The organism is Bradyrhizobium sp. (assembly GCF_035935975.1).
Taxonomy (GTDB): Bacteria; Pseudomonadota; Alphaproteobacteria; order Rhizobiales; family Xanthobacteraceae; genus Bradyrhizobium.
This window is the reverse complement of record NZ_DASYWN010000026.1, coordinates 1-26,784: the sequence shown is the minus strand read 5'-3', so window position 1 is coordinate 26,784 and position 26,784 is coordinate 1. Positions and strand designations below refer to the sequence as shown.

Genomic DNA, 26,784 nt, shown 5'->3' with positions numbered 1-26,784 from the left:
GGCGGTTAGCCGTCTCTAATTCACGGGAGCCCCGAACCTGCCATGACCCATATCGCCATCATCGGCGCCGGTATCACCGGCGTGACGACCGCCTATGCCCTGCTCGAACGCGGCTACAAAGTGACGGTGCTCGACAAGCACCGCTATGCCGCGATGGAGACCTCCTTCGCCAATGGCGGACAGCTCTCCGCCAGCAATGCCGAAGTGTGGAACAGCACCGCGACGATCCTGAAGGGCCTGCGCTGGATGTTCCGGCGCGATGCGCCGCTGCTGATGAACCCGCGGCCGAACTGGCACAAATATTCGTGGATGAGCGAGTTCGTCGCCAACATCGGCAACTACCGCGCCAACACGGTCGAGACCACGCGGCTCGCGATCGAAGCCCGCAAGTACCTGTTCGAGATCGCGGAGCGTGAAGGCATCGATTTCGATCTCGAACGCCGCGGCATCCTCCACATCTATCACGACAAGAAGGGATTTGAATCCGGCCTGTGCGTCAACGCGCTGTTGCAGGAAGGCGGCCTCGACCGCCGCCCGGTGACGCCGGAGGAAATCCGCACCATCGAGCCGGCGCTGCGCAAGGATTACTTTGGCGGCTTCTACACGCCGTCGGATGCGACCGGCGATATCCACAAGTTTACCCGCGGGCTCGCGGAGGCCTGCAAGCGCCGCGGCGCGAGCTTCATCCACGAAGCCAACATCGATTCGATTGCCCAGGCCGGCGGCGGCTTCGTCATCGGCTGGGCCGATCTTTCGGCAAGCGATGCTGCCCCATCCGCGCGCGGCATGCTGAAGGCGGATGGCGTCGTGGTCTGCGCCGGCGTGGCCAGCCGTCACTTCGCAGCGCTCCTCGACGATCGCATCAACGTCTATCCGGTGAAGGGCTATTCGATCACCGTGCAGCTCGACAGCGCCGAGAGCCGCAACGCGACGCCGACCGTCAGCCTGCTCGACGAAGCCGCCAAGATCGTCACCAGCCGGCTCGGCGCCGATCGTTTTCGTGTCGCCGGCACCGCCGAATTCAACGACTTCAACCGCGACATCCGCGCCGATCGCGTGCAGCCGCTGGTCGACTGGGTGCGCAGCAACTTCCCGTCCGTCGAGACGTCGCGGGTCGTGCCCTGGGCCGGACTGCGACCGATGATGCCGAACATGATGCCGGTGGTGCGCGCAGGCCGGATGCCGGGTGTCTTCTTCAACACAGGCCACGGTCATCTCGGCTGGACCCTGTCGGCCGCAACCGCGCAGATGATCGCCGGAACCATCGACGGCTGGCGCGGGCTCAATGCGCCGCCCGCCGTGCCCTCACTTGGGGTTGAACTTGGGGTTGAGCGCGAGCTGCGTCATGCATCCTGAGTGGTCTCGATCCAGCGCGGGGCGGCCCCTTGCTCCCGCCCTGCCCTTGGCACACAATTTGCCCCGCAAGGACGGCTTCTCCGGCCGCTCTTCCCGTCCGAATGGCAGGCGCGCATGATAGACACGACAGATTCCACGGGCGCCTCGAGCCCCCACACATTCCGCAGCCGGAGATAGGTGCATGCTAGGTTATCTCATTCGCCGCGTTCTGGCCGCGGTGCCCGTGATGGGCGTCGTCGCGCTGTTCGTGTTCCTGTTGCTGCGGCTGACGCCGGGCGATCCCGCCGCGATCCTCGCCGGCGACAACGCGACGCCGGAACGGCTCGAGCGCATCCGTGAATCGCTCGGTCTCAACGAGCCGCTGATCGTGCAGTTCATCACCTGGGTGAACAAGCTCCTGCACGGCGATCTCGGGACCTCGCTGATCTCCAATTTGCCGGTCATCAAGATGATCGGCCAGCGCGTCGAGCCGTCGATCTCGATCGCACTCTCGACCATCATCCTCGCCGTCATCGTCGCGGTGCCGCTCGGAGTCATCGCGGCGTGGAAGCACGGCACCTGGATCGACCGTTTCGTGATGGGTCTGTCCGTGCTCGGCTTCTCGGTGCCGGTGTTCGTGGTCGGCTACATCCTGATCGAGATTTTCGCGATCGACCTGCGCTGGGTGCCGGTGCAGGGCTTCCGCAGCATCTTCAACGGCTTTGGACCGTTCTTCGAGCGCATCATCCTGCCGACCTGCGCGCTGTCCTTCATCTACATCGCGCTGATCGCGCGCATGACGCGCGCGGCGATGCTCGACGTGCTCGGCGAAGACTACGTGCGCACGGCGCGCGCGAAGGGCATCAACGAGGTCGCGGTGATGATGCGGCACGCGCTGCGCAACGCCGCCGTGCCCGTGATCACCGTAATCGGCACCGGCTTTGCGCTGCTGATCTCCGGCGTCGTCGTCACCGAGAGCGTGTTCAACATCCCCGGCATCGGCCGCCTCACCGTCGATGCGGTGCTGGCGCGCGACTATCCGGTGATCCAGGCGATGATCCTGCTGACCTCGCTGATCTATGTCGTCGTCAACCTCCTGATCGACGTCGCCTACACGCTGCTCGATCCCCGGATCCGGTACTAGGGCCAAGGATAAGAACAACAATGTCGGTCGATAGCCTCCCCCAGTCATCCATTCCGATCACGGCACCGCTGCGGCCGCGTTTCGGCTTCCTCACCTCGACGCCGATCATCGCGGCGGCCACGATCCTGCTCGTGCTGATCGTGCTGATCTCGATCCTGGCGCCGCTGATCGCGCCGCATGATCCGATCCAGCTTGCGCCGTCGCAGCGGCTCAAGCCCGCCTCGGCGCAGTTCCTGCTCGGCACCGACGCTTATGGTCGCGACCTGTTGTCACGCGTAATCTATGGCGGCCGCATCTCGCTGCTGATCGGCATCGGTTCGGCGATCCTCGCGATCGCGATCGGACTTGCGATCGGCCTCGTCTCCGGCTTCTTCAAGCTGGTCGATTCCATCCTGATGCGCGTCATGGACGGCCTGATGGCGATGCCGAGCATCCTGCTCGCGATCGCGGTGGTGTCCCTGTCCGGCGCCAGCATCTGGACCGTGATGGTCGCGATCACCATCCCGGAAATTCCGCGCGTGGCGCGCCTGGTGCGCTCGGTCGTGCTGTCCGCACGCGAGGAGCCCTATGTCGAGGCCGCGATCTCGGTCGGCTCGTCGCTGCCGAAAATCATGTGGCGGCATCTGATGCCGAACACGATCGCGCCGCTGATCGTCCAGGGCACCTATGTCTGTGCGTCGGCGATCCTCACCGAGGCGATCCTGTCCTTCCTCGGCGCCGGCATCTCGCCGGAGACGCCGACCTGGGGCAACATCATGGCCGAAGGCCGCCAGTATTTTCAGCTCAAGCCGACGCTGATCTTCTGGCCGGGCCTGCTGCTCTCGATCGCCATCCTCAGCATCAATCTGATCGGCGACGCCGCCCGCGACGCTCTCGATCCCCGCATGAAGCAGCGGGAAGGCAAATAATGGCTGATCAAGTGATGACCAAAGACATCGTTCTCGACATCAACAACCTCGTCGTCTCCGTCGGCAAGAAGCCGGGCGGACCGAAGATCATCGACGGCATCTCGATCCAGGTCCGCGAAGGCGAGACGCTGTGCCTCGTCGGCGAAAGCGGCTCGGGCAAGTCGGTGACCTCGCTCACCACCATGGGCCTGCTGCCGAAGGGCACGCTGGTTCCGACCAGCGGCAGCGTAAGGCTCGTCGGCGAAGAGATCCTCACCGCGACCGACCGCCGCCTGCGCCAGTTGCGCGCGACCAAGATGGCGATGATCTTCCAGGAGCCGATGACCGCGCTCAATCCGGTCGTGCCGGTCGGCCGCCAGATCGACGAGGTGCTGCGCGCTCACACCGACCTCGATGGCAAGGCGCGCAAGAGGCGCATCCTCGACATGATGGAGCAGGTCCACCTGCCCCAGGTCGAGCGCATCTTCGCCTCCTACCCGCACCGCCTCTCCGGCGGCCAGCGCCAGCGCATCATGATCGCGATGGCGCTGGTGCTGGAGCCGAAGCTGCTGATTGCGGATGAGCCGACCACCGCGCTCGACGTCACCACCCAGAAGCAGATCCTGTCCCTGATCCGCGAGCTCCAGCGCGATCACGGCACCGCGGTGCTGTTCATCACCCACGACATGGGCGTGGTCGCGGAGATCGCCGACCGCGTCGCGGTGATGCGTCAGGGCCGCCTGGTCGAGACCGGTCCGCTCGAGACCGTGCTGCGCAATCCGACCATGGAATACACCCGCAACCTGCTCGCCTCGGTGCCGAGCCTGGTGCCGCGGCCGCCGCGCGAGGAGAGCCGCGAGCCTGTGGTGCTCGAGGCCAACGACCTCAGCAAGGTCTACAAGGAACGCGCATTCTTCGGCAAAGGCCGCGAGGTCGTTGCCGCCGACAAGGTGACCCTGACGCTGCGCAAGGGCCGCACGCTCGGCATCGTCGGCGAAAGCGGCTCGGGCAAGTCGACGGTGGCGCGCTGCATCGTGCGGCTGATCGATCCGACCTCCGGCGGCGTGCGGCTTGCCGGCCGCGAGATCTCCGACATCTCGCGCCGCCTGCTGCAGCCTCACCGGCAGAAGATCCAGATCGTGTTCCAGGATCCCTACCGCTCGCTCAACCCGCGCATCACCGTCGGCGAGAGCATCGCGGAAGGCCCGGTCAATTACGGCACCTCGCATGCCGATGCGATGAAGCGGGCGCGCGAACTGCTCGAGCTGGTCGGCCTGCCCGCCGATGCGGTGTCGCGCTATCCGCACCAGTTCTCCGGCGGCCAGCGCCAGCGCATCGCCATTGCGCGCGCGCTCGCGCTCGATCCCGACGTGCTGGTCGCGGACGAAGCGGTCTCCGCGCTCGACGTCTCCGTGCAGGCGCAGGTGCTGGAACTGCTCGACGAGATCCAGCGGCGGCTCGGCATCGCCATCCTGTTCATCACCCACGATTTGCGCGTCGCAGCGCAAATCTGCGACGAGGTCGTGGTGATGCAGCACGGCCGTGTGGTCGAACAGGGCCCGGCCGCCGAAGTGCTGACGCATCCGCAGCAGGCCTACACCAAGGCGCTGCTGGATGCGGCACCGGGGCGCAACTGGGACTTCGCGAACTTCCGGCCGGTGTCGGAAGGCGTGGCGGCCAATGCGTAGGCTTGTCCCCTCGTCATTGCGAGCGTAGCGAAGCAATCCAGAGTCCCTCCGCGGAAACAGTCTGGATTGCTTCGCGGAGCCTGTCATCGGGCCGCGCTTCGCGCGGACCCGTTGGCTCGCAATGACGGTGGTTGCGGCCAGCATTCCCAAAACGGCTTGAGGCCATGCACGGCGCGATTGCTTCCCGCCTTGCTCTCTCCTCAAGGCCAAGGCTAACGTCGCGCTCTCTTGATCGACTGGACCTGAATTGATGACACGTATCGCCGTCGGCGGCTTCCTGCACGAGACCAACACCTTCGCCCCGACGAAGGCGACTTTCGCGGACTTCCAGCATGGCGGCGGCTGGCCGGCGATGACTGTAGGTGCCGACGTCCTGAAGGTGATGCGCCGCATCAATGTGGGCCTCGCCGGTTTCGTCGACAGCGCCGAAGCCAATGGCTGGGAACTGGTTCCGACCATTGCGTGCGGTGCAAGCCCCTCGGCGCATGTCACCAAGGACGCCTTCGAGCGCATCGTGAAGGTGATGGTGGACGGCATCGCCGCCGCCGGCCCGATCGACGCGGTCTATCTTGACCTCCACGGCGCGATGGTGACCGAGCATCTCGACGACGGCGAAGGCGAGATCCTGGCGCGCGTGCGCCGCGTCATCGGCAAGGATGTTCCGCTGGTCGCGAGCCTCGACCTGCACGCCAACGTCACGCCCGCGATGATGGAACACGCGGACGCGCTGATCGCCTACCGCACCTATCCGCATGTCGATATGGCCGACACCGGCCGCGCCTCGGCGAAGCATCTTGCCCTCCTCCTGAAGACCAAGCAGCGCTTCGCAAAGTCGTTCCGCCAATTGCCGTTCCTGATCGCGATCAGCTGGCAATGCACCAATGACTTTCCCACCAAGGGCATCTACGAAAAGCTCGCCGCGCTGGAGAACGATGCGGTGCCCACGCTGTCCTTCGCGCCGGGATTTCCCGCCGCCGACTTCCGCGATTGCGGGCCGAGCGTGTTCGCCTATGGCAAGACGCAAGAGGACGCCGACCGTGCGGCGGATGCGATCGTCAAGCTGATCGAAAGCCACGAGGACGATTTCGACGGCAAGATCTGGACGCCCGACGATGGCGTGCGCCACGCCATGGAGCTCTCGAAGGGCGCGAGCAAGCCGATCATCATCGCCGACACCCAGGACAATCCCGGCGCCGGCGGCGATTCCGACACGACCGGCATGCTGCGCGCGCTGGTGCGCAACAAGGCGAGTGCCGCAACGGGCGCGATCTACGATCCCGAGTCCGCCAAGGCTGCGCACGCGGCCGGCGTCGGCGCCACCGTCACGCTGTCGCTCGGCGGCAAGTCCGGCATTCCCGGCGACGAGCCCTATACCGAGTCCTTCGTTGTCGAAAAGCTCTCCGACGGCCGCTTCATCGCACCGGGCCCCTATTATGGCGGCCGCGAGATGGAGATGGGCCCCTCCGCGGCCTTGCGCATCGGCGACGTCCGCGTCGTCGTCTCCTCGCACAAGGCGCAGCTCGCCGACCAGGCGATGTACCGCTATGTCGGCATCGAGCCGACGCAAGAGAAGATCCTGGTCAACAAGAGCTCAGTGCACTTCCGCGCCGATTTCGAGCCGATCGCGGAAAAGCTGATGATCTGCGCCGCCCCCGGCGCGATGCCGGCGGACACTGCCTCCCTGCCCTGGACGCGCCTGCGGCCGGGCATCCGCATCAAGCCGAACGGCCCCGTTTTCAATCCCCCTTCACGCTAACCGGACAGGACACATGCCCACCATCGACCGCATCGACGGCTACGCCGACGAACTCACCGCCATCCGCCGCGATCTCCACGCCCATCCCGAGATCGGCTTCGAGGAAGTGCGCACCTCCGGCATCGTCGCCGACAAGCTGAAGAGCTGGGGCATCGAGGTGCATCGTGGTCTCGGCGGCACCGGCGTGATCGGCGTCATCAAGGGCAAGGGTTCGGGCGACAAGCGCATCGGCCTGCGCGCCGACATGGACGCGCTGCCGATGGAAGAGAACACCAATCTGAAATGGAGCTCGAAGATTCCCGGCCGCTTCCACGGCTGCGGACATGACGGCCACACCACCATGCTGCTCGGCACCGCGCGCTACCTCGCGGAAACCAAGAACTTCGACGGCACCGTGCACCTGATCTTCCAGCCGGCCGAGGAAGGCCTCGGCGGCGCCCGCGCGATGATCAAGGACGGCCTGTTCGAGAAGTTTCCGTGCGACGAGCTCTACGGCCTGCACAATGCGCCCGACCTCAACCACGGCGAGATCGCGATCCTGCCCGGCCCGGCCATGGCCAGCGCCGACTTCTTCGACCTGCGCATCACCGGCTACGGCGCGCATGGCGCGATGCCCGAGCGCTCCAAGGACGCGGTGATCATCGCGACCACGCTGGCGCAAGCGATCCAGACCATCGTCAGCCGCAACGTCGAGCCGTTGCAGGCCGCCGTTATCTCGATCACGCAGATCCATGCGGGCTCCGCCTACAACGTCATTCCCGGCGACGCGCATCTTTGCGGCACCATCCGCACCTTCTCGAAAGAGGTCCGCACCCTGGTCGCCGAACGCATCCGCACCATCTGCGCCGGCATCGCGAGCGCCTACCAGTGCGCGATCGACGTCGACATCCGCGACACCTTCAACGTGCTGGTCAACCAGGTCGAGCAGTCCAAGGTGGTCGAGGACGTCGCACGCACCATCGTCGATCCCGCCAAGGTGATCACCCGCACCCAGCCGAAGATGGGCAGCGAAGACTTCGCTGACATGCTGGAGACCATTCCCGGCGCCTATTTCTGGGTCGGCCACGACGGCTCGGTGCCCGTGCACAATCCCGGCTTCGTGCTCGACGACAAGATCCTGCCGATCGGCGCCAGCATGTTTGCGCGGATCATCGAAACGCGCATGCCGGTGGGTTAGCGATGCATAAAAAGAGCGTCGAAGAGGCGGTCACCTCGTTGCACGATCTGTCCGCGGTCGATCTGATCGCGGGCTATCGCGCCAAGCAATTCTCGCCGAGCGAGGTGCTGGAGGACGTGCTTGCGCATGTCGCTGCGTGGGAACCTCACCTCAAGGCGCTCTATGCATTCGATCCCGACAGCGCGCGCGAGGCGGCCAAGGCCTCGACTGCGCGCTGGTCCGGAGGCGAGCCGTCAGGCGCGCTCGACGGCGTGCCTGTCACGGTGAAGGACAACATCGCGACCAAGGGCGTGCCGGTGCCGCTGGGCGCTGCCAGCGTCAAGCTGGTGCCGGCCGAGAAGGACGCCCCGCCCGCCGCGCGGCTGCGCGAGGCCGGCGCGGTCATCTTCGCAAAAACGACCATGCCCGATTACGGCATGCTGTCGTCCGGGCTCTCCTCCTTCCACGCGTTGGCGCGCAATCCCTGGGACCTCTCGAAGAATCCCGGCGGCTCCAGCGCGGGCGCCGGCGCCGCCGCCGCGGCGGGCTACGGCCCCTTGCATCTCGGCACCGACATCGGCGGCTCGGTGCGCCTGCCCGCGGGCTGGTGCGGCCTTGTCGGCCTGAAGCCGAGCTTCGGCCGCGTGCCGATCGACCCCACCTATGTCGGCCGCGTCGCCGGCCCCATGACCCGCACGGTCGACGATTGCGCGCTGATGATGAGCGCGATCGCAAAGCCCGACCGGCGCGACGGCATGAGCCTGCCCGCCGAGCCGCTCAACTGGAAGGGATTGGAAAAGTCCCCGCGAAAACTGCGCATCGGTCTGATGCTCGATCCCGGCTGCGGCCTGGCGCTGGAGAAGCCGGTGCGCGAGGTCGCGGTGAAGGCTGCGAAGGCGTTCGAATCCGCAGGTAGCGTCGTGACCGAGGTCGACGGCATCCTGACGCGTGAAATGCTCGACGGCCTCGACAATTTCTGGCGCGCGCGGATGTGGGACGATCTGTCGAAGCTGACGCCGGCCGAACAGGCAAAGGTTCTGCCCTATATCTTCAAATGGGGCGAGTCCGGCGCAAAACTCTCGGGCGTGGAGGTCATTCGCGGGTTCAACCAGACCATGGCGATCCGCGCGGCCGCGTCGAAGCTGTTCTGCGAGCTCGACTACGTGATCTCGCCGACCGCGCCGAACGTCAACTATCCCGCCGAATGGGCCTCGCCGACCAACGACCCCATGAAGCCGTTCGAGCACATCGCCTATACCGTGCCGTGGAATATGTCGGAGAACCCGGCCGTCTCCATCAACGGCGGCTTCGATGCCAAGGGCTTTCCGATCGGCGTGCAGATCGTCGGCCGCCGCTTCGACGACATCGGCGTGCTCGGCATGGCCAAGGCATTTGAGGGCCTGCGCGGCGCGCAGCTTCCCTGGCCGCGCCCGCCGGCACACTAAGTACACTCTCGTCATTCCGGGTTGCGCCCTCTTGGCGCAAGCCCGGAATCCCTTCCTCGGCACTACTGGTGCGGAGAGATGGATTCTCAGGTGCGCAATTGCGCAGCGGAGCTCGCGCTTCGCGCGCACCGGAATGACGTGCTAGAGAGACCGACAAAGAAACAAGGAAGGAAACCACCATGGCGTATGAGACGATCAAATACGAGGTCGCCGAGCAGATCCTCACCATCACGCTGAACCGGCCCGACAAGCTCAACGCCTTCAACGCGCAGATGCAGGCCGAGCTGATCGACGCGTTCGACGCCGCCGACAAGGACGACAATGTCCGCGCCATCATCGTCACCGGTGCCGGCCGCGGCTTTTGCGCCGGAGCCGACCTGTCGTCGGGCGCCGACACGTTCGATCGCGACGCACGGCGCGGGCCGGTGAAACGCTTCGCCGACGGCAAGGTCGACTACGGCGATCCGCAGGTGCGCGACGGCGGCGGCCAGGTCACCTTGCGCATCTTCAAATGCCTGAAGCCTGTGATTGCCGCGATCAACGGTCCCGCGGTCGGCATCGGTGTCACCATGCAGCTCGCGATGGACATCCGCATTGCCTCGGACGCTGCGCGCTTCGGCTTCGTATTCTCCCAGCGCGGCATCGTGCCGGAGGCGGCGTCGAGCTGGTTCCTGCCCCGCATCGTCGGCATCTCGCAGGCGCTGGAATGGTGCTATTCGGGCCGCGTCTTCCCGGCCCAGGAGGCGCTTGCCGGCCGTCTCGTCAGCAAGGTCGTGGCGCCGGATGATCTCTTGCCGACCGCCCGCGCGCTCGCCAAGGAATTCGCGGCGAAGACCGCGCCGGTGTCGGTGGCGCTGATCCGCCAGATGATGTGGCGCATGATGGGCGCGGACGATCCGATGGAAGCCCACAAGGTCGACAGCCGCGGCATCTACGCGCGCGGCCGCTCCGACGACGTCAAGGAAGGCGTGGTGTCGTTCCTGGAGAAGCGTCCGGCGCAGTTCAAGAACAAGGTATCGAGCGATATGCCGGACTATTTCCCGTGGTGGACGGAGCGGGAATACAAGTGACGCGAAGCGTCATCCCGGGGCGATGCGAAGCATCAAACTATGGTGCGCAGTTGCGCACCTGAGGATCTCGAGATTCTCCGGTGCGCAACTGCGCACCAGAGTTCGCCCTTCGGGCGCCCCGGAATGACGACGATAGAAGTCACTCCATCACCAGCGCTACCCGCCCGATCGCCTTGCGGTCGAGCAACAGCCGCATCGCCTTGGCGTAATCCTCCAGCGGCAGGCGGTGCGAGATGTTGGGGCGCAGCTTGCCCTCCTCCGCCCATTGCAGCAGCGCCCTCAGGCGCACCTCGCCCAGCGCCGGATTTTTCCGAACCGCTTCTCCCGCACGTACGCCGAGCACGCTCGCGCCCTTGATCAGCAGCAGATTGGTCTTGGCCGAACCGATGCCGCCGGTAAAACCGATCACCAGCAGCCGCGCGCCCCAGGCGATGCAGCGCATCGAATTCTCGAACACCTCGCCGCCGACGGGATCGAACACGACGTCGGCGCCGCGGCCGTCGGTGATGCGCTTGACGGCATCGCGGAACGGCTCGCGGTCGTAGCGCACGAGATGATCCGCGCCGCGCGATTTCGCGATCGCAAGCTTCTCGTCGCTGGACGCCGTCGCGATCACGGTCGCGCCGAGCATCTTGCCGATCTCCACCGCAGCAAGGCCGACGCCGCCGCCGGCGCCATGCACGAGCAGCACTTCGCCGGGCTCGACCCGGCCACGATCGATCAGCGCGTGATAGGCGGTGCCGTGGCCGGCGAGATAGGTCGCAGCCTCCGCATAGTCGAAGGTGGATGGCATCCGCGTGAGCTGCGCCGGCGTCACGACAGCCTCGTCGGTGAAGGCGCCATGGCGCATCTTGACGATGACCTTGTCGCCGACGGCAACGCCCCTCGCCTCCGCGCCAACCTCGGTGACGTCGCCGGCGGCCTCCATGCCGGGCGTGAACGGCAGCTCGGGCTTGAGCTGGTATTCTCCGGCGGCCATCAGCACGTCGGGAAAGTTCAAGCCAGCGGCGCGGATCGCGACGCGCACCTCGCCCGGCTTCAGGGCGCGCGGCGGAAATTCTTCCAGCCGCAGCGTTTCCGGCGCGCCGAGCGCGCGGCAGACGACAGCCCGCACCATCAGGCCGCGCTCGCCTTGCTGCGCAGCAGCGCCTCGCGGATCAGTGGCAGGCGGTCATTGCCGAAATACATGTCGGTCTTATTGACGAAAATGGTCGGCGAGCCGAACCCGCCGCGGGCGACGACCTCTTCGGTGTTGGTCTTGAGCTGATCCTTGATCCCCTGCTCCGAAATGCCCGCGAAGAACTTCTGCTCGTCAACGCCTATCTTCTTGCAGATCTCGGCCAGCACCGCATCCTGCGAGATGTCCTTGTCGCTCCCCCAATAGGCCTCGAACACGGCGGTCGCGAACGGCACCATGTCTTTCCCGAGCCAGATGCAGCCGCGCATCGCCTTCACGCTGTTCACCGGAAATACCGTCGGCGGCATCTTGATCGCAAGGCCGGCCGAACTCGCCCAGTCCTGCAGATCCTTCTTCATGTAGCGCGCCTTCAACGGCACCGGTTTTTCACGTTGCGCGTAGACACTGGGATTGACGGTGTTGAAGATGCCGCCGACCAGGATCGGCCGCCAGGCGATCTCGGCCCCGAGCTCCTTTGCCAGCGGCTGGATGTTGTGGAAGGCGAGATAGGTCCAGGGGCTGGAGCAGTCGAAGAAGAATTCGATCATGGCGTTTTCCTTGTGGCTTGTTTGCGTTGTTCTCTCCCTCGTCATTGCGAGGAGCGGAGCGACGAAGCAATCCAGAGTCTTCCCGCGGAAACAGTCTGGATTGCTTCGCTTCGCTCGCAATGACGCGGAGAGAGCGGAGGCCTAGTTCTTTCCCAAAACTTCCTTCGCACGCTGGCCGAACATGATCTTGCGTGATTCCTCGTCGAACGGCTCTTTCACGAATTTTCCGATCGCAAGCCCCGCCTGCACCTGCGGCCGGGCGCGCACCTCGGCGTACCAGCGTTTCACGTTCGGATAGTCGTCGAGCGTAAAGCCCTGCGCCTTGTGGGTCATGGTCCAGGGGAAGCAGGCGATGTCGGCGATGGAGTAGTCGCCGGCGACATAGGCGCCGGTCCTGGCGAGCTGCCGGTCGAGCACGCCATAGAGCCGCGCCGCCTCGTCGCGGTAGCGCTCGATCGCATAGGGAATCTTTTCCGCCGCATAGAGCGCGAAATGACCGTGCTGGCCGAGCATCGGCCCAAGCCCCGCCATCTGCCACATCACCCATTGAATGGTGGTGGAGCGGCCGCGCAAATCAGCGGGGAGGAAGCGGCCGGCCTTCTCCGCCAGATAGATCAGGATCGCGCCGGTCTCGAACGCCGAGAATGGCGCGCCGCGATCGGCGGGCTCATGATCGACGATCGCAGGAATCCGGTTGTTCGGCGAGATCTCGAGAAACTCGGGGGTGAACTGCTCGCCGGCTCGGATGTTGACGGGCTTCACCGTATAGGGAAGCCCGAGTTCCTCCAGCATGATCGAGATTTTCCAGCCGTTCGGCGTCGGCGCGTAATAAAGATCGATCATGCCGCTTCCTCTGGCCTTTCCTTGGGTCTTCCTTGGCCCTTTCTTTGGGCCTTCCCTGTCATCGCCGCTGGAATAGAAAGCGACTTTTGTTGTTCTGTACCTTGACGTTAAGACATGGCAGGAAGGGGCGCAACACAACCTGCCGGGAGGGCCGCCATGCTGTTTCCAACCACGATCGCCGGCTCCTTGCCGAAGCCGGAATGGCTCGCCGAGCCCAACATGCTCTGGGCGCCCTGGAAGTCGGAAGGCGATGAGCTTCTCCGCGCCAAGCGCGACGCGACGCTGATCTGGCTGAAGATCCAGGAAGACGCCGGCATCGACATCCTCACCGAGGGCGAGCAGGCCCGCCAGCATTTCGTGCACGGTTTTCTGGAGAAGATCGAGGGCATCGATTTCGCCCACAAGGTCGAGATGGGCATCCGCAAGGACCGCTACAAGGCGATGGTGCCGCAGGTGGTCGCGCCGCTCCGGCTCAAGGGCCGCGTCCACGCCTTTGAAGCGCAAGCGGCGCGCGCGCACACGAAGAAGAAGCTGAAATTCACCCTGCCTGGCCCGATGACCATCATCGACACCATCGCCGACCGCTACTATGGCGACCGCGTCAAGATGGCCTTCGCCTTCGCCGAGCTGCTCAACGAGGAAGCCAAGGCGTTGCAGGCCGACGGCGTCGATCTCGTGCAGTTCGACGAGCCCGCCTTCAACGTCTACATGGACGAGGTCAACGACTGGGGCATCAAGGCGCTGGAGCGCGCGGCACAAGGGCTGACCTGCACCACCGCGGTCCACATCTGCTACGGCTACGGCATCAAGGCCAACACCGACTGGAAGGAGACGTTAGGCAGCCAGTGGCGGCAGTACGAGCAGATCTTTCCGGCGATCGACGCCAGCCCGATCCGGCAGGTCGCGATCGAGTGCCGCAATTCCAAGGTCCCGCTCGACCTGCTCGCGCTGCTCAAGAACAAGGTCGTGCAGGCCGGCGTGATCGACGTCGCCAGCGATACGGTGGAGACCGCCGAGGACGTCGTGCAGGTGATCGACGCCGTGTCGAAGTTCGTGCCGAAGAGCAACATCATCGCCACCACCAATTGCGGCATGGCGCCGATGCGGCGCGAGATCGCCGAAGCCAAGCTGATGGCGCTCGGCGCCGGTGCAGCGCTGGCGCGCGAGAAGCTGGGCTGATGGTGGTGGTCCGGACGGCACTCATCGCCGCAACACTTGCGGCGACCACCTTTGCGCGCGCGGAGGATCGCTCCGTGCTGCTCAATTGCAAGGCCTTGGTAGAGCGTGCGGAGAAGGAAGCCGGCAGCGCCAGCGAGGCCGAGCTGACCCGCTGCCGCCAGATCATCCGCGAATGGGCCTTACGCGATGCGCGGACAACGGTGGACGAGCAAGGGCGGCCGCTGAAGTAGCCACGCGTCGCGCTATGTTCCCTCCCCCGCAAGGTGCGCGCTGGGATGCAGGGTGGCCTGATAGCCAGCATTCATCGTGCGCAGCGTCGATGGCGGCGTCAGCAACGCGGCTTCGCTCGGAAGATGCTCCACTGCGGCATATCCCGCCGGCGACCACAGCAGCGCCCTGCCCTGCATCACCAAAAAGCTCTCTTCACCCTGCTGCACCATCGCGCCGTCAGGGAGCTGGTCGAGCGGCACCAGCAGCACATGCAGCCGTTTCCTGCCGTGGTCGAGCCGCTCGTGGTGCAGCACCGTGTCGATGTCGTGCATGCGGACGTCGTGCACGCGGTTGCCTTTCTCCCATGCGGCGCGGAAGCGATTGGCGTCGTCGCGGCGGCAGTAGAAGCAGGGACGATGGCCGGCGGCGAGCGCGGTGGCCTCGTCGAGAAAGAACAGCTCGGTCCAGCTTTGCTGCGCCATCACCTCGCGGCGGCGACCGCGGAATTCGCAGGTGCAGGTGAGCCAGGCCGGCGACGACCAGCGCTTCTTCAGAAGAGTCTGCGTCGCGGGATCATGGATGATGCCGCGATTGCCGGTGAACATCCCGCGATGCGGGGTGGCGATGATCTCGCCGGTCGGCATGACGCGGTTTTGCAGGGGCATGGTGGCCTCTTCTCCTTCTCCCCGCGTGCGGGGAGAAGGTCGGGATGAGGGGGAGCCTCCGCAAGGTCGGTGAGAATTGGACTCTCGGAGAGCCCCCCTCACCCGCGCCTTCGGCGCGGCCTCTCCCCGCACGCGGGGCGAGGCGAAGAAAGATTACGCCGCCCCATCACGCAGCGGCGGGTGATAGGACAGCGCGGTGTCCCAGGGGAAGAAGATCCAGGTGTCCTGCGAGACTTCCGTAATGAAGGTATTGACCAGCGGGCGTCCCTTCGGCTTGGCGTAGACGGTGGCGAAATGCGCATCCGGCAGCATGTCGCGGACCAGCTTGCCGGTCTTGCCGGTGTCGACGAGGTCGTCGACGATCAACAGGCCCTTGCCGGTGCCGCCACCGAGCTTCATCGCCGATTCGGAAATGCCCTTCAGGACCTGTAGCTCGCCCTGCTTGTCGTGGTCATAGCTGGCGATGCAGACCGTATCGATCACGCGCACGCCGAGCTCGCGGGCCACGATCGCAGCCGGGACGAGCCCGCCGCGGGTGATCGCGATCACCGCGTGGAACGGACCGACCTCGTTGAGCCGCCAGGTCAGCGCCCGGCAATCGCGGTGGAACTGGTCCCACGAGACCGGAAAGGCCTTGCCCGCCCGCTCCTGCGCGCTCAGTTCCGGTGCCTCACCTGCCATTGTCGTCTCCTGCCAATCGTCGTCCGGCAGCTTCTCTGCCAAAGCATGATCCGGAAAAGTGTGCAGCGGTTTTCCGATAAGATCATGCTCAAATAAAAAGCTAAAGGGCTCGGCGAGCCGAGCGCTTTAGCGGGTGATGTTCAATCCCGCCAGCATTTCCTTCACCGCCGCCATTGCGGATGCGAGCTTATCCGCATCGCGCGAGCGCACCACCAGGTTGGTGTTGGGCTTCTGCTCCTCGTCCATGAAGGGATAGCTGCCGATGATGGTGTCGGGATGGGCCTCGGCGATCGCCCGCAAGGGGCTGCCGATGTCGCCCTCGCGCGCATTGGCGCGGACCGATTCGGACAGCATCCGCACGCCCGATTTCAGCTTGGGCGAGACGATGTCCATCATCGCCTGCATGATCGAGGGCACGCCGGCCATCACGATGACGTTGCCGATCTTGAAGCCGGGGGCGAGGATGGTCGCGCTCTGGATCAGCTCGGCACCGTCGGGGATGCGGGCCATGCGCAGGCGGGCCTCGTTGAGGTCCTGCTCGCTCCAGCGCTCCCTGAAACGGGCGACCACCTCCGGGTGATGGTCGATGCCGACGCCGAACGCCTTGGCGACGCTGTCGGCGGTGATGTCGTCATGGGTCGGCCCGATGCCGCCGGTCGTGAAGACGTAGGTATAGCGCTTCCGCAGTGCATCCAACGCGGCAATGATGTCGGCCTCGTCGTCGGAGACGACCCGGACTTCCTTGAGGTCGATGCCGATATTGGTCAGGTATTCGGCGATGAAGCCGATATTCTTGTCCTTGGTCCGGCCGGACAGGATTTCATCCCCGATGACCAGAATGCCCGCCGTGACGATCTCGCTCATACCTTAAGTCCCTCACCTGTCGGTCCGACTTTGCCGAGGTAACGCGTTGAAGTCACGCGGTTTTGCTGCGGAAATAAGCAGTCCTCAGCCATTTTTTCAGGCAAGCCGCCGGCCATCCCCGGTAATTCGTGCCCGTCCATGCTTATCGCGCTGGCCCGCCCCTTGCTACCACATGAAAGTCATGCACTCTTGCCGCATGGCCAGGACGTTGCGGTCTTCACCAGGGCCGGCGACCTGTCACATGGCGCAACGCCTTGCGGAGACAAGTCGGGATCTATGGCAGTCGCGTTTGATGAAATGAATATTCCCGGCGGGGACCTTCGCCCTGCCTACCAGGAGCTGGCGCGGTGGCTCAAGGAGACGCCTCCCGAGGCGCTCGAATATCGCCGTCAGGAGGCTGAGCTCCTCTTCCGCCGCATCGGCATTACCTTCGCGGTCTATGGAGACTCCGACTCCACCGAGCGCCTGATCCCGTTCGACGTGATCCCGCGGATCATGTCCGGCAAGGAATGGGGGGTGCTGGAAAAGGGGCTGAAGCAGCGCGTGAAGGCGCTGAACATGTTCCTGCGCGACATCTATCACGAGCGCGACATCCTTCGCGCCGAGGTCGTGCCCGACGACCTGATCTTCCAGAACCCGGTGTTCCGGCCCGAGATGAACGGCCAGCAGGTGCCGCACGACGTCTACGTGCACATCGCCGGCATCGACATCGTCCGGGTCGACGCCGAAGACTTCATCGTGCTGGAGGACAATGCGCGCACGCCGTCGGGCGTGTCCTACATGCTGGAAAACCGCGAGATCATGATGCGGCTGTTTCCGGACCTGTTCGCCCGCCACAGGGTGGCGCCGGTCGAGCGCTATCCGGACGAGTTGCTTTCGGCGCTACGCTCGGTTGCGCCGCACGGCGCATCCGGCGAGCCGACGGTCGCGCTGCTCACGCCGGGCGTCTACAACTCCGCCTATTACGAGCATTCCTTCCTCGCCGACAAGCTCGGCATCGAGCTGGTCGAGGGCCGCGACCTCGTCATCAAGAACAACGAAGTGTTCATGCGGACGACCGAGGGCTTGAAACGGGTCGACGTGATCTATCGCCGCGTCGATGACGATTTCATCGACCCCCTCACCTTCCGCCCCGACTCCGTGCTCGGCGTGCCCGGGCTGATGTCGGCCTATGCGGCCGGCAACATCACGCTCGCCAACGCGGTCGGCACCGGCATCGCCGACGACAAGGCGATCTACTCCTACATGCCTGACATCGTGAAGTTCTACCTCGGCGAGGAGCCGATCCTGAAGAACGTGCAGACCTGGCGCTGCCGCGAGCCGAAGGATCTGGCTTACGTGCTGGACAATCTCGGCGATCTCGTCGTCAAGGAGGTTCACGGCTCCGGCGGCTACGGCATGCTGATCGGTCCCGCCGCGACAAAGGCCACGATCGAAGCGTTCCGCGAAAAGCTCAAGCGCGAGCCGGAAGGCTTTATCGCACAGCCGACGCTGGCGCTCTCGACCTGCCCGACCTGCACCGCATCCGGCCTCGCGCCGCGCCATGTCGACCTGCGGCCCTTCGTGCTGACCGGCAGCAAGAGCACGACGATCGTGCCGGGCGGACTGACACGCGTCGCGCTGAAGGAAGGCTCGCTCGTGGTGAATTCGAGCCAGGGCGGCGGCACCAAAGACACCTGGATCCTGGACGAGTAGAGAGATGCTGTCGCGTACCGCCGAAAACCTCTACTGGCTCGCCCGCTATGTCGAACGGGCCGAATATCTCGCGCGCACCATCGATGCGACGCTGCGCGTCACTGCGCTGCCTGCCGCCTATATCGGCAAGACCAACGAATGGGACTCGGCGCTGCTCACCGCCGGCGTCGCCGCCAGCTTCTATCAACAATATGAGGAAGCCAACGAGCACAACGTCGTCGACTACCTCTCGTTCTCGGCGGACAACCCCTCTTCGATCAGGAACTGCATCGAGGCGGCGCGGCTGAACTCGCGCTCGGTGCGCACGGCGCTGACCAGCGAGATGTGGGACACCATCAACTCGGCCTGGATCGAGTTGCAGGAGGTCTGGAGCAAGGGCACCTCGACGCGTGAGGATTTGGCAAAGTTCCTGCGCTTCGTGCAGGAGACCTCGCTGCGCTTCGACGGCTCGGCCTACCGGACCATGCTGCGCAACGACGCCTACTGGTTCTCGCGCCTCGGCCTGCATCTGGAGCGCGCCGACAACACCGCCCGCATTCTCGACGTGAAGTATCACGTGCTGCTCCCTGAAGAGGAGCACGTCGGCGGCCCGCTCGACTTCTATCAGTGGAGCTCGATCCTGCGCTCGGTGTCGGCGCTGACGGCCTATCACTGGGTCTACCGCGAGACGCTGAAGCCGTGGCTGGTCGCGGATCTCCTGATCCTCAACGGCACGCTGCCGCGCTCGCTGGCGAGCTGCTACGACAATCTCGTGCGCAACCTCGACCAGATCGGCGTCGCCTATGGCCGCCAGGGTCCGGCCCAGCGCCACGCCCGCGGCATCCGCAACCGGCTCGAACACAGCAATATGAACGACATTTTCCAGCATGGCGTGCATGAATTCATTCAGGAATTCATCGCGGACAATTCCAGGCTGGGCGAAATCATCACGAAGCAGTATTTGATCTGATACATGCGGTCGTTCCGGGACGCTCGACGGGCGAACCCGGAATGACGGAACCAGAACACCATGCGCCTGCGAATCCAGCACACCACGACCTATCGCTACGAGCCGGCGGCGACCAGCGTGATCCAGATCCTGCGCATGACCCCGTGCAGCCATGACGGGCAATATGTGGCGGAGTGGCAGATCGACGTCTCCACAGACACCAAGCTCGACACCCATGAGGACGCCTTCGGCAACGTCACCCATGTGCTGTCCTGCGGGCCGGTCGGCGACATCAAGATCATGGCCGAGGGGCTGATCGAGACCCACGACACCGGCGGCGTGCTGCGCGGCGCCGACGAGCGCTTTCCCGCCGGGATGTTTTTGCGCCCCACCGACCTCACCACCGTGAACCCTGCCATGATGGCCGTCGCGCGCCAGCTGCGCAGCGAGGCCGAAAACGACACCCTCGGCTTCCTGCACACGCTGATGACTGAGATCAGCGATCACATGACCTTCGACGAAGACCCGACCAACAGCGGCACGTCGGCAGCCGAGGCGTTCACGCTCAAGCGCGGCGTGTGCCAAGACTACGCGCATATTTTCATCGCCTGCGCGCGCAGCGGCGGCGTGCCGGCGCGCTTCGTCTCCGGCCATTTCCTGCGCTCGGACGGAACCGTGCATCAGGACGCCGGCCACGCCTGGGCAGAGGCCTATGTTCCCGATCTCGGCTGGGTCGGCTTCGATCCCGCCAACTCCATCTGCACCACCGACGCCCATGTCCGCGTCGCGATCGGGCTCGACTATCTCGGCGCGGCCCCGGTGCGTGGCACCCGCTACGGCGGCGGCGCCGAGACGCTGACGGTCGCGGTCAAGGTCGAGCAGGCCAATCGCGGCGGCCAATCGCAGTCGCAATCACAGCGGCAGAGCTAGCCTGGCGATATCTCGGGGCGCAATCGTTACAGCCGTAATCGACAGCCGCCGGCTGAAACCGCGCCGTAGCACGCGCCGTCCAATTTCCGTTGCGATCCGTTTCCGCAACAGAGGTTGAGACAGATGCGGCTTCAAGAGAAAATCAAAAAGCATTCCGTGCCACTGCGCGATCCCCACCAGGAGATGCTTGCAGGCATCCGGGATCTGGCACCCGAGATCACGGCACGCGCCGCCGAGATCGAGGTGGGACGCCGCGTCCCGCGCGACATCGTGGAGCGGCTGCGGTCGATCGGGATCTTCCGGATGTTCGTGCCGCGGAGCCATGGCGGGCTGGAGCTCGATTTTCCCGATGGCCTCGAGGTCATCAAGGCGCTCGCCCGTCTCGACGGCTCGATCGGCTGGATCAGTGTTGTCGCCGGAGCCAGCAGCCTCTTCGTCGCCGCATCGCGCCCGGAACTGTACAACCGCATTTACAAGAACGGTCCTGACACGGCGATGTGCGGCTCATCCCAGCCGGGCGGCACGGCCGAGCGCGTCGCCGGCGGCTATCGCGTCAAGGGCCGCTGGCCGTTTGCCAGCGGCTGCACGCATGCCGACTGGATCGGCGGGTTCTGCATCGTCACCGAAAACAGCAAGCCGGTTCCCGGTGCGCAAGGCAAGCCGCTAGTTCGTGTGGTTGCACTGCCGGCGTACGAGTGGGAGATCGAGGACACCTGGCACGCGGCGGGTCTCAAGGGCACCGGCAGCCACCACGTCACGCTGCGGGAAAGGCTGGTTCCCGAGGACGATTTCTTCGATCTCGATACGCCCCCGCAGCAGCCGGGTCCGCTCTATCAGGCGCTGCGGCAATGGCTGCCCTTGATGCACGGCGCATTCACGGTCGGGATGGCCGAAGGCACCGTCGACGAGCTGCTCGCGCTGGCCCACACCGGTCGGCAGCAATTATATGCGGCCACGGCGATGCGGGAGTCCGAGACCTTCCAGTACGATCTCGGCCGGATTTCCGCCAACCTTGCCGCCGCGCGGGCGTTTCAAGAGGTCCAGGCCGCCAGCCACTGGCGTCACGCGCTGGCGGGAACGCTGAACGACGAGGACCTCGTGATCGAGGGCGCCCGCTCCGCGACCTGGCTCGCCACGACCTGTGTCGGCATCGCGGATGCCTGCTTTGCGCTGGCCGGCAGCGGCGCGGTCTACGACAGCTCGCCGCTGCAGCGGCGCCTGCGCGATCTTCACGTCGCCGCCCAGCACGCCCACGCGCAGCAGCGGCAATATGTCGATGTCGGCAAGCTGGCCCTGCGCCGTTCGGCCGACCGTGCCGGCTGACCGCAGCAGCCGTGCTACAATCGCAGGGTCAGACCAGACCCTGCGAGGACCCCCATCATGGCGACCGTGAAGCTGCTTTCGGACGATGAACTCTCCAGCGAGGCGCGCGCCGTCTTCGAGGACATCCGCAAGGTGCGGAAGTCGGACTTCATCAACAATTTCTGGCGCGCGCTGGCGCATGATCCGAAGACGCTGCGGCGGACCTGGGAGAGCCTCAAGGAGGTGATGGGCCCGGGCACGCTCGATCCCAAGGTCAAGGAGATGCTCTATGTCGCGGTGTCGATCGCGCATGGCTGCAGCTACTGCGTCCACTCCCACACCGCCGCCGCCCGGGCCAAGGGCATGACCGAGGCCGAATATGGCGAGCTGCTCGCCATCGTCGGCATGGCGGCGGAGACAAACCGGCTGGTCACCGCACTCGGCGTCCCCGTCGACGCGGCGTTTCTGGCCGATGCGGCTGATTGAGGTCGATCGCCGCCGCAGAGCCCACCTGTCATTCCGGGTTCGCGACTCCGTCGCGCCCCGGAATGACGGTCTCGCCCCCGGGAATCGGGGGTTGGAGTAGCCCCCGAAATTGGCTAGTAATTTCGCGCAAACGCGTTCGGGGACTGGAAATGACCTATTGTTGCGGAATCCTGGTTCGGGACGGTCTGGTGATGATCGCCGATACCCGCACCAATGCCGGCCTCGACAATGTCTCGACCTTCCGCAAGCTGCACATCTTCTCCAAGCCCGGCGACCGCATCATGGCGATCGCCAGCGCCGGCAACCTCGCCATCAGCCAGTCGGTGCTCTCGACCCTGACCGAGGGTCTGGAAGACCCCAATACGGGCGAGATCGAGACGCTGATGAACGCGCCGACCATGTTCCAGGCGGCCCAGCGCATCGGCCGGGCGATCCGGGCGGTGCATGCCACCGAGGGGCCGGCGCTGAAGTCCGAGGACGTGTCCTTCGACGTCTCCTTCCTGTTCGGCGGCCAGATCAAAGGTGCACGGATGCGCCTGTTCATGGTCTACACCGCCGGCAATTTCATCGAGTGCACCACCGACACGCCTTACCTGCAGATCGGCGAGCACAAATACGGCAAGCCGGTGCTCGACCGCGCCATGCATTACGACGTCGAGCTCTACGAGGCACTGAAGACCGGCCTGATCTCGATGGACTCGACGATGCGCTCCAACCTCGGCGTCGGCCTGCCGATCGACGTGCTGGTGGTGCGCTCGGACGCCTGCGATGCCGATCTCAACCACCGCATCGAGGCGGGCGAGCCCTATTTCCACGACCTGCGCTCGCGCTGGTCGGCGGCCTTGCGCGCGGCGCATCAGAACATTCCGCGGCCGCCCTACAAGAACGAAAAAGAACCCAAAACCTGACAGCTTGAGAGAAAAGGCAGGAAACGATGAGTGAAGCGAAAAAGATCGCAGTGGTGACGGGCGCCGGCACCGGTGTCGGGCGCGCCGCGTCCTTAGCGCTGATGAACACCGGCTTCACCGTGGTGCTGGTCGGGCGCCGTATGGAGATGCTCGAGGAGACCGCGAAGCTTGGCCCCGCGGGCAAGAGCCTGTGCGTCACCGCCGACATGACCAAGCCGGACTCCATTGCCGCGCTGTTCGACAAGGTGAAGGCGACCTATGGCCGTCTCGACGTGCTGTTCAACAATGCCGGCATGGGCGCCCCCGCCGTCAACTTCGAGGACCTCAGCCTCGAGCAGTGGCAGGCCGTGGTGAACACCAACCTCACCGGCCCGTTCCTGTGCACCCAGCACGCCTTCCGCATCATGAAGGACCAGACCCCGCGCGGCGGCCGCATCATCAACAACGGCTCGATCTCGGCGCACGCGCCGCGTCCGTTCTCGGCGGCCTACACCTCGACCAAGCACGCCATCACCGGTCTCACCAAGGCTTCGAACCTCGACGGCCGCATGTATGACATCGCAGTCGGCCAGGTCGATATCGGCAATGCCGCCACACCGATGACCGACCGCATGGTCAACGGCCCCGGCGTGCTGCAGCCCGACGGCACCACCAAGCACGAGCCGCGCATGGACGCCAAGGCGGTCGGCGATGCGGTCGCCTACATGGCCGGCCTGCCGCTCGATGCCAACGTGCTGACCATGACGGTCATGGCCACCAAGATGCCGTTCGTCGGACGGGGCTAGTCGATATCTCGTGCCCCGGACGCAGCGCGGCATGCAATGACGCGCTGCTGAGCCGGGGCCCATGCCTCCGCGATTTCGTTCTTGGCCTTCTGGGTCCCGGCTCTGCGGCGCGTCACTTCGTGCCGCACCGCGTCCGGGACACGAGACCTGCCCTACTCCAAGCTCTCCACCTGCCGGAGGCTCGGAAACAGCTTCATCCACAGCAGCGCGACCGCGACCGTGCAGACGCCGCCGAGCACGGCTGCCGGCATCGCGCCGAACAACGCGGCGGTGAGGCCGCTCTCGAACTGGCCGAGCTGGTTCGAGGCGTTGATGAAGAGGAAGTTCACCGCGCCGACGCGGCCGCGCATCTCGTCGGGCGTCGACAGCTGCACCAGCGAGAAGCGGATCACGACGCTGATCGTGTCGGCCGCGCCGAGAACGGCGAGCGACAGCACCGACAACCACATCCAGGACGACAGCGCGAACACGATCGTGGCAATGCCGAACACGATCACCGCCTGGAACATGCGCAGGCCGACATGCCGCGTGATGGCGTGGCGCGCCAGCACCATGGTCATCAGCAGCGCGCCCACCGCGGGCGCGGCACGCAACACGCCGAGCCCGACCGGGCCGGCCTGGAGAATGTCGCGGGCATAGATCGGCAGCAGCGCCGTGACGCCGCCGAACAGCACGGCGAACAGGTCGAGCGAGATGGTGCCGAGGATGGCCGGATTGCTGCGGATGAAGCGGACGCCGGCAAAGATGTTGTCGGCATCCGTCCCCTCCTTGAGGGCCGCCTGCGGGCGCGGCTGGATGAAGCCGGTCAGGATCATCCCGAGAATCCAGAACAGCAGCATCACGGCGTAGGCGAGATGCGGCGCGATCGCATAGGCAAAGCCGCCGAGCGCCGGCCCTGTGATGGTCGCAACCTGCCCCGCCCCGCTCGCGACCGCCGTCGCGCGCTGGAGCGAGCCCTGCGGCGCAATCAGCGGCAGCAGCGCCGCGGTGGTCGGGCTCTCGAAGGCGCCGGCAATGCCGAGCACGAAGGTCGCGATGAAGATCTGCACCTCGCTGACCGCGCCGAGATAGGTGATGATTGCAAGATAGAGTGCGGTCGCGGCCTCCACGAGCTGGCAGAGCTGCACCACCCGCTTGCGTTCAAAACGGTCGGCGGCGTGGCCGGCGACGAAGACGAGCAGCGCCGTGGGGGCGAACTGCACCAGCCCGACCATGCCGAGGTCGAAGGCCGAGCCGGTGAGGTCGTAGATCTGCCAGCCGATCGCGACCGCCGCGATCTGGCTGGAAAAGCGTGACAGGCTGCGCGAGAGCAGGAAGAACAGGAAGGCGCGATGGCGGAGGAGCTCACCGGCGGTGACCGGCGGACTGACGGATACTGGCTGCTCTGGCATCGCCGCTTCGGTCACGCTCGGATAGTTCGCCCCAAAAATATCGACGCGCCCCGCGTGGCTGACGCGGGCCTGCTTGTCAACAGCGGGCGGCACCCAGGGCCATCCGGCATTGCGTTTGCAACGCACGCGCGGCCATAATCATTGGGGCTTTGGGGACATCATGCTACGGCTGCAATCGACACTCGGCGTTTTCGCATTGCTGCTGATCGCCTTCGCGCTGGCGGAGAATCGCCGCGCAGTCTCGTTACGCCAGGCGGCGATCGGCCTCGTCGCGACCTTCGCCACCGCGATCCTCCTTTTGAAGGTGCCCGTTGTGGCGCGCGCCTTCGGCGCCATCAACGACGCGGTCGGCGCGATCTCGGCGGCCTCGCGCGCCGGCTCATCCTTCGTGTTCGGCTATGTCGGCGGTGGCACCCTGCCCTTCGACCTCAAGGTGCCGGGCGCCGATTTCATCCTGGCGTTCCAGGCGCTGCCGATCGTGCTGGTCATGAGCGTGCTGACCACACTGCTGTTCTATTGGCGCGTGCTGCCGCCGATCGTGCGCGGCATGGCCTGGCTGCTGGAGCGGACGCTCGGCGTCGGCGGCGCGGTCGGGCTGTCGACCGCGGCCAATATCTTCCTCGGCATGGTCGAGGCGCCGCTGTTCGTGCGGCCGTATCTGGCGCAGATGACGCGCAGCGAATTGTTCCTGGTCATGACCGGCGGCATGGCCGGTATCGCCGGCACCGTACTGGTACTCTACGCAACGCTGCTGGCGCCGCTCATTCCCGACGCGGCCGCGCATTTCGTCATCGCTTCGGTGCTGGGCGCGCCGGCGGCGATCCTCGTCAGCCTGATCATGGTGCCGGAGACCTCGGACAAGCGCACCGGAGGCACGCTCGAAGATCCGGAGACGGAAGTGTCCGGCACGATGGACGCGATCGTGAAAGGCACGAGCGCGGGGATCGAGCTCTTGATCAACATCGTCGCCATGCTCCTGGTGCTGGTGGCGCTGGTCTATCTCGTCAACGCGGTGCTTGGCCTGTTGCCGCATGTTGGCGGCGCCGCGATCTCGCTGCAGCGCCTGCTCGGCCTCGTCATGGCGCCGGTGTGCTGGCTGATGGGATTGCCGTGGGATCAGGCGGTGACGGCCGGCAGCCTGATGGGCACCAAAACCGTGCTCAACGAGCTGATCGCCTATGTCGACTTTTCAAAACTGCCGCCCGATACGCTCGATCCGCGCTCGCGCCTGATCATGCTCTACGCGATGTGCGGCTTCGCCAATTTCGCCAGCCTCGGCATCATGATCGGCGGCCTCGGCGTGATGGCGCCGGAGCGGCGCGATGAGATCAACGCGCTGGGCCTGAAGTCGATCGTGTCGGGGACGCTGACGACGTGTCTGATGGGCGCGGTGGTGGGGGTGTTGAGTTAGCGGCGGCTCCGTAGCCCGGATGAGCGCAGCGATATCCGGGACCAGCTTCGCCGCGGAGAGTGGAGTGCACCCCTATGGTGAGACACGATAACCGGGGACAGGTTGGGTCTGCCGCCTTAGAGCGGCTGGACAGGTTGAGCGATCGGGGCCGCTCTGCGAGGCTGCTGCGCAGCAGCCCCGCAGAGCGGTAAAATTTCTTCGAACTCGGCGGGGGGCCGGTAGGCCAGCGCCGAGTGCAGGCGTTGTCTGTTGTATATCTCCTCGATGAAGTTGCCGATGGCATTTCTGGCATGCTGCGCA

General features: G+C 65.4%; 25 protein-coding genes and 1 pseudogene. 18 read left to right on the top strand and 8 right to left on the bottom strand.

From position 1 onward, the window contains the following. Positions 1-42: 42 nt before the first annotated feature. The 8 genes from VGR99_RS14230 to VGR99_RS14195 all read left to right on the top strand — a co-directional run bounded on the left by VGR99_RS14230 (position 43) and on the right by VGR99_RS14195 (position 10,481). Positions 43-1,356, top strand: a complete 1,314-nt coding sequence (locus VGR99_RS14230) for a D-amino acid dehydrogenase (RefSeq protein ID WP_326899016.1) — start codon at positions 43-45, stop codon at positions 1,354-1,356. Between the two features lie 181 nt (positions 1,357-1,537). Next, positions 1,538-2,479 (top strand): ABC transporter permease, encoded by a 942-nt coding sequence (locus tag VGR99_RS14225; protein ID WP_326899015.1) that lies wholly within the window; start codon positions 1,538-1,540, stop codon positions 2,477-2,479. A gap of 20 nt (positions 2,480-2,499) precedes the next feature. Next, positions 2,500-3,387 (top strand): ABC transporter permease, encoded by an 888-nt coding sequence (locus VGR99_RS14220; protein WP_326899014.1) that lies wholly within the window; start codon positions 2,500-2,502, stop codon positions 3,385-3,387. Continuing rightward, a complete protein-coding gene (locus VGR99_RS14215; RefSeq protein ID WP_414645121.1) occupies positions 3,387-5,054 on the top strand; it encodes an ABC transporter ATP-binding protein in 1,668 nt (555 codons plus the stop codon). The genes VGR99_RS14220 and VGR99_RS14215 overlap by 1 nt, the downstream gene beginning before the upstream one ends. A 250-nt stretch (positions 5,055-5,304) precedes the next feature. Further along, on the top strand, positions 5,305-6,810 hold the full coding sequence (locus VGR99_RS14210) for a M81 family metallopeptidase (protein ID WP_326899013.1): 1,506 nt from the start codon (positions 5,305-5,307) through the stop codon (positions 6,808-6,810). A gap of 13 nt (positions 6,811-6,823) precedes the next feature. Then, positions 6,824-7,987, top strand: a complete 1,164-nt coding sequence (locus VGR99_RS14205; RefSeq protein WP_326899012.1) for a M20 aminoacylase family protein — start codon at positions 6,824-6,826, stop codon at positions 7,985-7,987. A gap of 2 nt (positions 7,988-7,989) precedes the next feature. After that, positions 7,990-9,411 (top strand): amidase, encoded by a 1,422-nt coding sequence (locus VGR99_RS14200; protein WP_326899010.1) that lies wholly within the window; start codon positions 7,990-7,992, stop codon positions 9,409-9,411. Between the two features lie 179 nt (positions 9,412-9,590). Further along, positions 9,591-10,481, top strand: coding sequence for a crotonase/enoyl-CoA hydratase family protein (locus VGR99_RS14195; protein WP_326899009.1), 891 nt, complete (start codon positions 9,591-9,593; stop codon positions 10,479-10,481). A gap of 139 nt (positions 10,482-10,620) precedes the next feature. Here VGR99_RS14195 and VGR99_RS14190 read toward each other — a convergent pair whose 3' ends face one another. From VGR99_RS14190 to VGR99_RS14180, 3 genes are all read right to left on the bottom strand, one after another. Beyond that, complete coding sequence (locus tag VGR99_RS14190; RefSeq protein ID WP_326899008.1) at positions 10,621-11,598, bottom strand: NADPH:quinone oxidoreductase family protein; 978 nt, start codon at positions 11,596-11,598, stop codon at positions 10,621-10,623. Next, positions 11,598-12,206 (bottom strand): 2-hydroxychromene-2-carboxylate isomerase, encoded by a 609-nt coding sequence (locus VGR99_RS14185; RefSeq protein WP_326899007.1) that lies wholly within the window; start codon positions 12,204-12,206, stop codon positions 11,598-11,600. The genes VGR99_RS14190 and VGR99_RS14185 overlap by 1 nt, the downstream gene beginning before the upstream one ends. 141 nt (positions 12,207-12,347) lie before the next feature. Further along, positions 12,348-13,049 carry a glutathione S-transferase N-terminal domain-containing protein gene (locus tag VGR99_RS14180; protein WP_326899006.1) on the bottom strand — a complete coding sequence of 234 codons (702 nt, stop codon included), beginning with the start codon at positions 13,047-13,049 and terminating at the stop codon, positions 12,348-12,350. A gap of 156 nt (positions 13,050-13,205) precedes the next feature. On the opposite strand from VGR99_RS14180, the gene VGR99_RS14175 reads away from it, so the two are divergent. Further along, complete coding sequence (locus VGR99_RS14175) at positions 13,206-14,228, top strand: methionine synthase (protein ID WP_326899005.1); 1,023 nt, start codon at positions 13,206-13,208, stop codon at positions 14,226-14,228. Then, complete coding sequence (locus tag VGR99_RS14170; RefSeq protein WP_326899004.1) at positions 14,228-14,458, top strand: hypothetical protein; 231 nt, start codon at positions 14,228-14,230, stop codon at positions 14,456-14,458. Before VGR99_RS14175 ends, VGR99_RS14170 begins: the two co-directional genes overlap by 1 nt. Positions 14,459-14,470: 12 nt before the next feature. Here the strand turns inward: VGR99_RS14170 and VGR99_RS14165 are convergent, their stop codons facing one another. From VGR99_RS14165 to VGR99_RS14155, 3 genes are all read right to left on the bottom strand, one after another. Then, on the bottom strand, positions 14,471-15,103 hold the full coding sequence (locus tag VGR99_RS14165; RefSeq protein WP_326899002.1) for a hypothetical protein: 633 nt from the start codon (positions 15,101-15,103) through the stop codon (positions 14,471-14,473). A 153-nt stretch (positions 15,104-15,256) separates the two neighbouring features. Beyond that, the gene (gene gpt / locus VGR99_RS14160; protein ID WP_326899001.1) at positions 15,257-15,784 is read right to left on the bottom strand and encodes a xanthine phosphoribosyltransferase; all 528 of its coding nucleotides are present in this window, start codon (positions 15,782-15,784) and stop codon (positions 15,257-15,259) included. A 126-nt stretch (positions 15,785-15,910) separates the two neighbouring features. Next, positions 15,911-16,648 (bottom strand): competence/damage-inducible protein A, encoded by a 738-nt coding sequence (locus VGR99_RS14155; RefSeq protein WP_326899000.1) that lies wholly within the window; start codon positions 16,646-16,648, stop codon positions 15,911-15,913. Between the two features lie 276 nt (positions 16,649-16,924). Between VGR99_RS14155 and VGR99_RS14150 the strand changes: the two genes are divergently transcribed. The 7 genes from VGR99_RS14150 to VGR99_RS14120 all read left to right on the top strand — a co-directional run bounded on the left by VGR99_RS14150 (position 16,925) and on the right by VGR99_RS14120 (position 23,682). Next, a complete protein-coding gene (locus VGR99_RS14150; protein WP_326898999.1) occupies positions 16,925-18,343 on the top strand; it encodes a circularly permuted type 2 ATP-grasp protein in 1,419 nt (472 codons plus the stop codon). Between the two features lie 4 nt (positions 18,344-18,347). Further along, entirely contained in the window at positions 18,348-19,292 is a 945-nt protein-coding gene (locus VGR99_RS14145; RefSeq protein WP_326898998.1) for an alpha-E domain-containing protein, read from the top strand. A 60-nt stretch (positions 19,293-19,352) separates the two neighbouring features. After that, on the top strand, positions 19,353-20,201 hold the full coding sequence (locus tag VGR99_RS14140) for a transglutaminase family protein (protein WP_326898997.1): 849 nt from the start codon (positions 19,353-19,355) through the stop codon (positions 20,199-20,201). Between the two features lie 156 nt (positions 20,202-20,357). Beyond that, complete coding sequence (locus VGR99_RS14135) at positions 20,358-21,524, top strand: flavin-dependent monooxygenase (RefSeq protein WP_326898996.1); 1,167 nt, start codon at positions 20,358-20,360, stop codon at positions 21,522-21,524. Positions 21,525-21,581: 57 nt separating this feature from the next. Next, on the top strand, positions 21,582-21,989 hold the full coding sequence (locus tag VGR99_RS14130) for a carboxymuconolactone decarboxylase family protein (RefSeq protein WP_326898995.1): 408 nt from the start codon (positions 21,582-21,584) through the stop codon (positions 21,987-21,989). 149 nt (positions 21,990-22,138) lie between these two features. Next, entirely contained in the window at positions 22,139-22,897 is a 759-nt protein-coding gene (locus VGR99_RS14125) for a proteasome-type protease (RefSeq protein WP_212239299.1), read from the top strand. 26 nt (positions 22,898-22,923) lie between these two features. Beyond that, entirely contained in the window at positions 22,924-23,682 is a 759-nt protein-coding gene (locus tag VGR99_RS14120) for an SDR family oxidoreductase (RefSeq protein WP_211403846.1), read from the top strand. A gap of 152 nt (positions 23,683-23,834) precedes the next feature. Here VGR99_RS14120 and VGR99_RS14115 read toward each other — a convergent pair whose 3' ends face one another. After that, entirely contained in the window at positions 23,835-25,073 is a 1,239-nt protein-coding gene (locus VGR99_RS14115) for an MFS transporter (protein WP_326899171.1), read from the bottom strand. Positions 25,074-25,233: 160 nt separating this feature from the next. Here VGR99_RS14115 and VGR99_RS14110 point away from each other — a divergent pair, with 160 nt between their 5' ends. Beyond that, on the top strand, positions 25,234-26,484 hold the full coding sequence (locus tag VGR99_RS14110) for a NupC/NupG family nucleoside CNT transporter (protein WP_326898991.1): 1,251 nt from the start codon (positions 25,234-25,236) through the stop codon (positions 26,482-26,484). Between the two features lie 116 nt (positions 26,485-26,600). On the opposite strand, the pseudogene VGR99_RS14105 reads toward VGR99_RS14110, so the two are convergent. Continuing rightward, positions 26,601-26,784 (bottom strand): annotated as a pseudogene (locus VGR99_RS14105) (hypothetical protein); the annotation flags it as partial.

Excerpts from the sequence above, each read along its gene's own strand:
- VGR99_RS14185 (WP_326899007.1), bottom strand. The coding sequence starts at position 12,206 with ATGATCGAATTCTTCTTCGACTGCTCCAGCCCCTGGACCTATCTCGCC.
- VGR99_RS14115 (WP_326899171.1), bottom strand. The coding sequence starts at position 25,073 with ATGCCAGAGCAGCCAGTATCCGTCAGTCCGCCGGTCACCGCCGGTGAG.
- VGR99_RS14205 (WP_326899012.1), top strand. The coding sequence starts at position 6,824 with ATGCCCACCATCGACCGCATCGACGGCTACGCCGACGAACTCACCGCC.
- VGR99_RS14195 (WP_326899009.1), top strand. The coding sequence starts at position 9,591 with ATGGCGTATGAGACGATCAAATACGAGGTCGCCGAGCAGATCCTCACC.
- VGR99_RS14140 (WP_326898997.1), top strand. The coding sequence starts at position 19,353 with ATGCGCCTGCGAATCCAGCACACCACGACCTATCGCTACGAGCCGGCG.
- VGR99_RS14215 (WP_414645121.1), top strand. The coding sequence starts at position 3,387 with ATGGCTGATCAAGTGATGACCAAAGACATCGTTCTCGACATCAACAAC.
- VGR99_RS14165 (WP_326899002.1), bottom strand. The coding sequence starts at position 15,103 with ATGCCCCTGCAAAACCGCGTCATGCCGACCGGCGAGATCATCGCCACC.
- VGR99_RS14190 (WP_326899008.1), bottom strand. The coding sequence starts at position 11,598 with ATGGTGCGGGCTGTCGTCTGCCGCGCGCTCGGCGCGCCGGAAACGCTG.
- VGR99_RS14125 (WP_212239299.1), top strand. The coding sequence starts at position 22,139 with ATGACCTATTGTTGCGGAATCCTGGTTCGGGACGGTCTGGTGATGATC.
- VGR99_RS14170 (WP_326899004.1), top strand. The coding sequence starts at position 14,228 with ATGGTGGTGGTCCGGACGGCACTCATCGCCGCAACACTTGCGGCGACC.
- VGR99_RS14180 (WP_326899006.1), bottom strand. The coding sequence starts at position 13,049 with ATGATCGATCTTTATTACGCGCCGACGCCGAACGGCTGGAAAATCTCG.
- VGR99_RS14155 (WP_326899000.1), bottom strand. The coding sequence starts at position 16,648 with ATGAGCGAGATCGTCACGGCGGGCATTCTGGTCATCGGGGATGAAATC.
- VGR99_RS14175 (WP_326899005.1), top strand. The coding sequence starts at position 13,206 with ATGCTGTTTCCAACCACGATCGCCGGCTCCTTGCCGAAGCCGGAATGG.
- VGR99_RS14110 (WP_326898991.1), top strand. The coding sequence starts at position 25,234 with ATGCTACGGCTGCAATCGACACTCGGCGTTTTCGCATTGCTGCTGATC.
- VGR99_RS14225 (WP_326899015.1), top strand. The coding sequence starts at position 1,538 with ATGCTAGGTTATCTCATTCGCCGCGTTCTGGCCGCGGTGCCCGTGATG.
- VGR99_RS14145 (WP_326898998.1), top strand. The coding sequence starts at position 18,348 with ATGCTGTCGCGTACCGCCGAAAACCTCTACTGGCTCGCCCGCTATGTC.
- VGR99_RS14210 (WP_326899013.1), top strand. The coding sequence starts at position 5,305 with ATGACACGTATCGCCGTCGGCGGCTTCCTGCACGAGACCAACACCTTC.
- VGR99_RS14220 (WP_326899014.1), top strand. The coding sequence starts at position 2,500 with ATGTCGGTCGATAGCCTCCCCCAGTCATCCATTCCGATCACGGCACCG.
- VGR99_RS14120 (WP_211403846.1), top strand. The coding sequence starts at position 22,924 with ATGAGTGAAGCGAAAAAGATCGCAGTGGTGACGGGCGCCGGCACCGGT.
- VGR99_RS14150 (WP_326898999.1), top strand. The coding sequence starts at position 16,925 with ATGGCAGTCGCGTTTGATGAAATGAATATTCCCGGCGGGGACCTTCGC.
- VGR99_RS14130 (WP_326898995.1), top strand. The coding sequence starts at position 21,582 with ATGGCGACCGTGAAGCTGCTTTCGGACGATGAACTCTCCAGCGAGGCG.
- VGR99_RS14230 (WP_326899016.1), top strand. The coding sequence starts at position 43 with ATGACCCATATCGCCATCATCGGCGCCGGTATCACCGGCGTGACGACC.
- gpt (WP_326899001.1), bottom strand. The coding sequence starts at position 15,784 with ATGGCAGGTGAGGCACCGGAACTGAGCGCGCAGGAGCGGGCGGGCAAG.
- VGR99_RS14200 (WP_326899010.1), top strand. The coding sequence starts at position 7,990 with ATGCATAAAAAGAGCGTCGAAGAGGCGGTCACCTCGTTGCACGATCTG.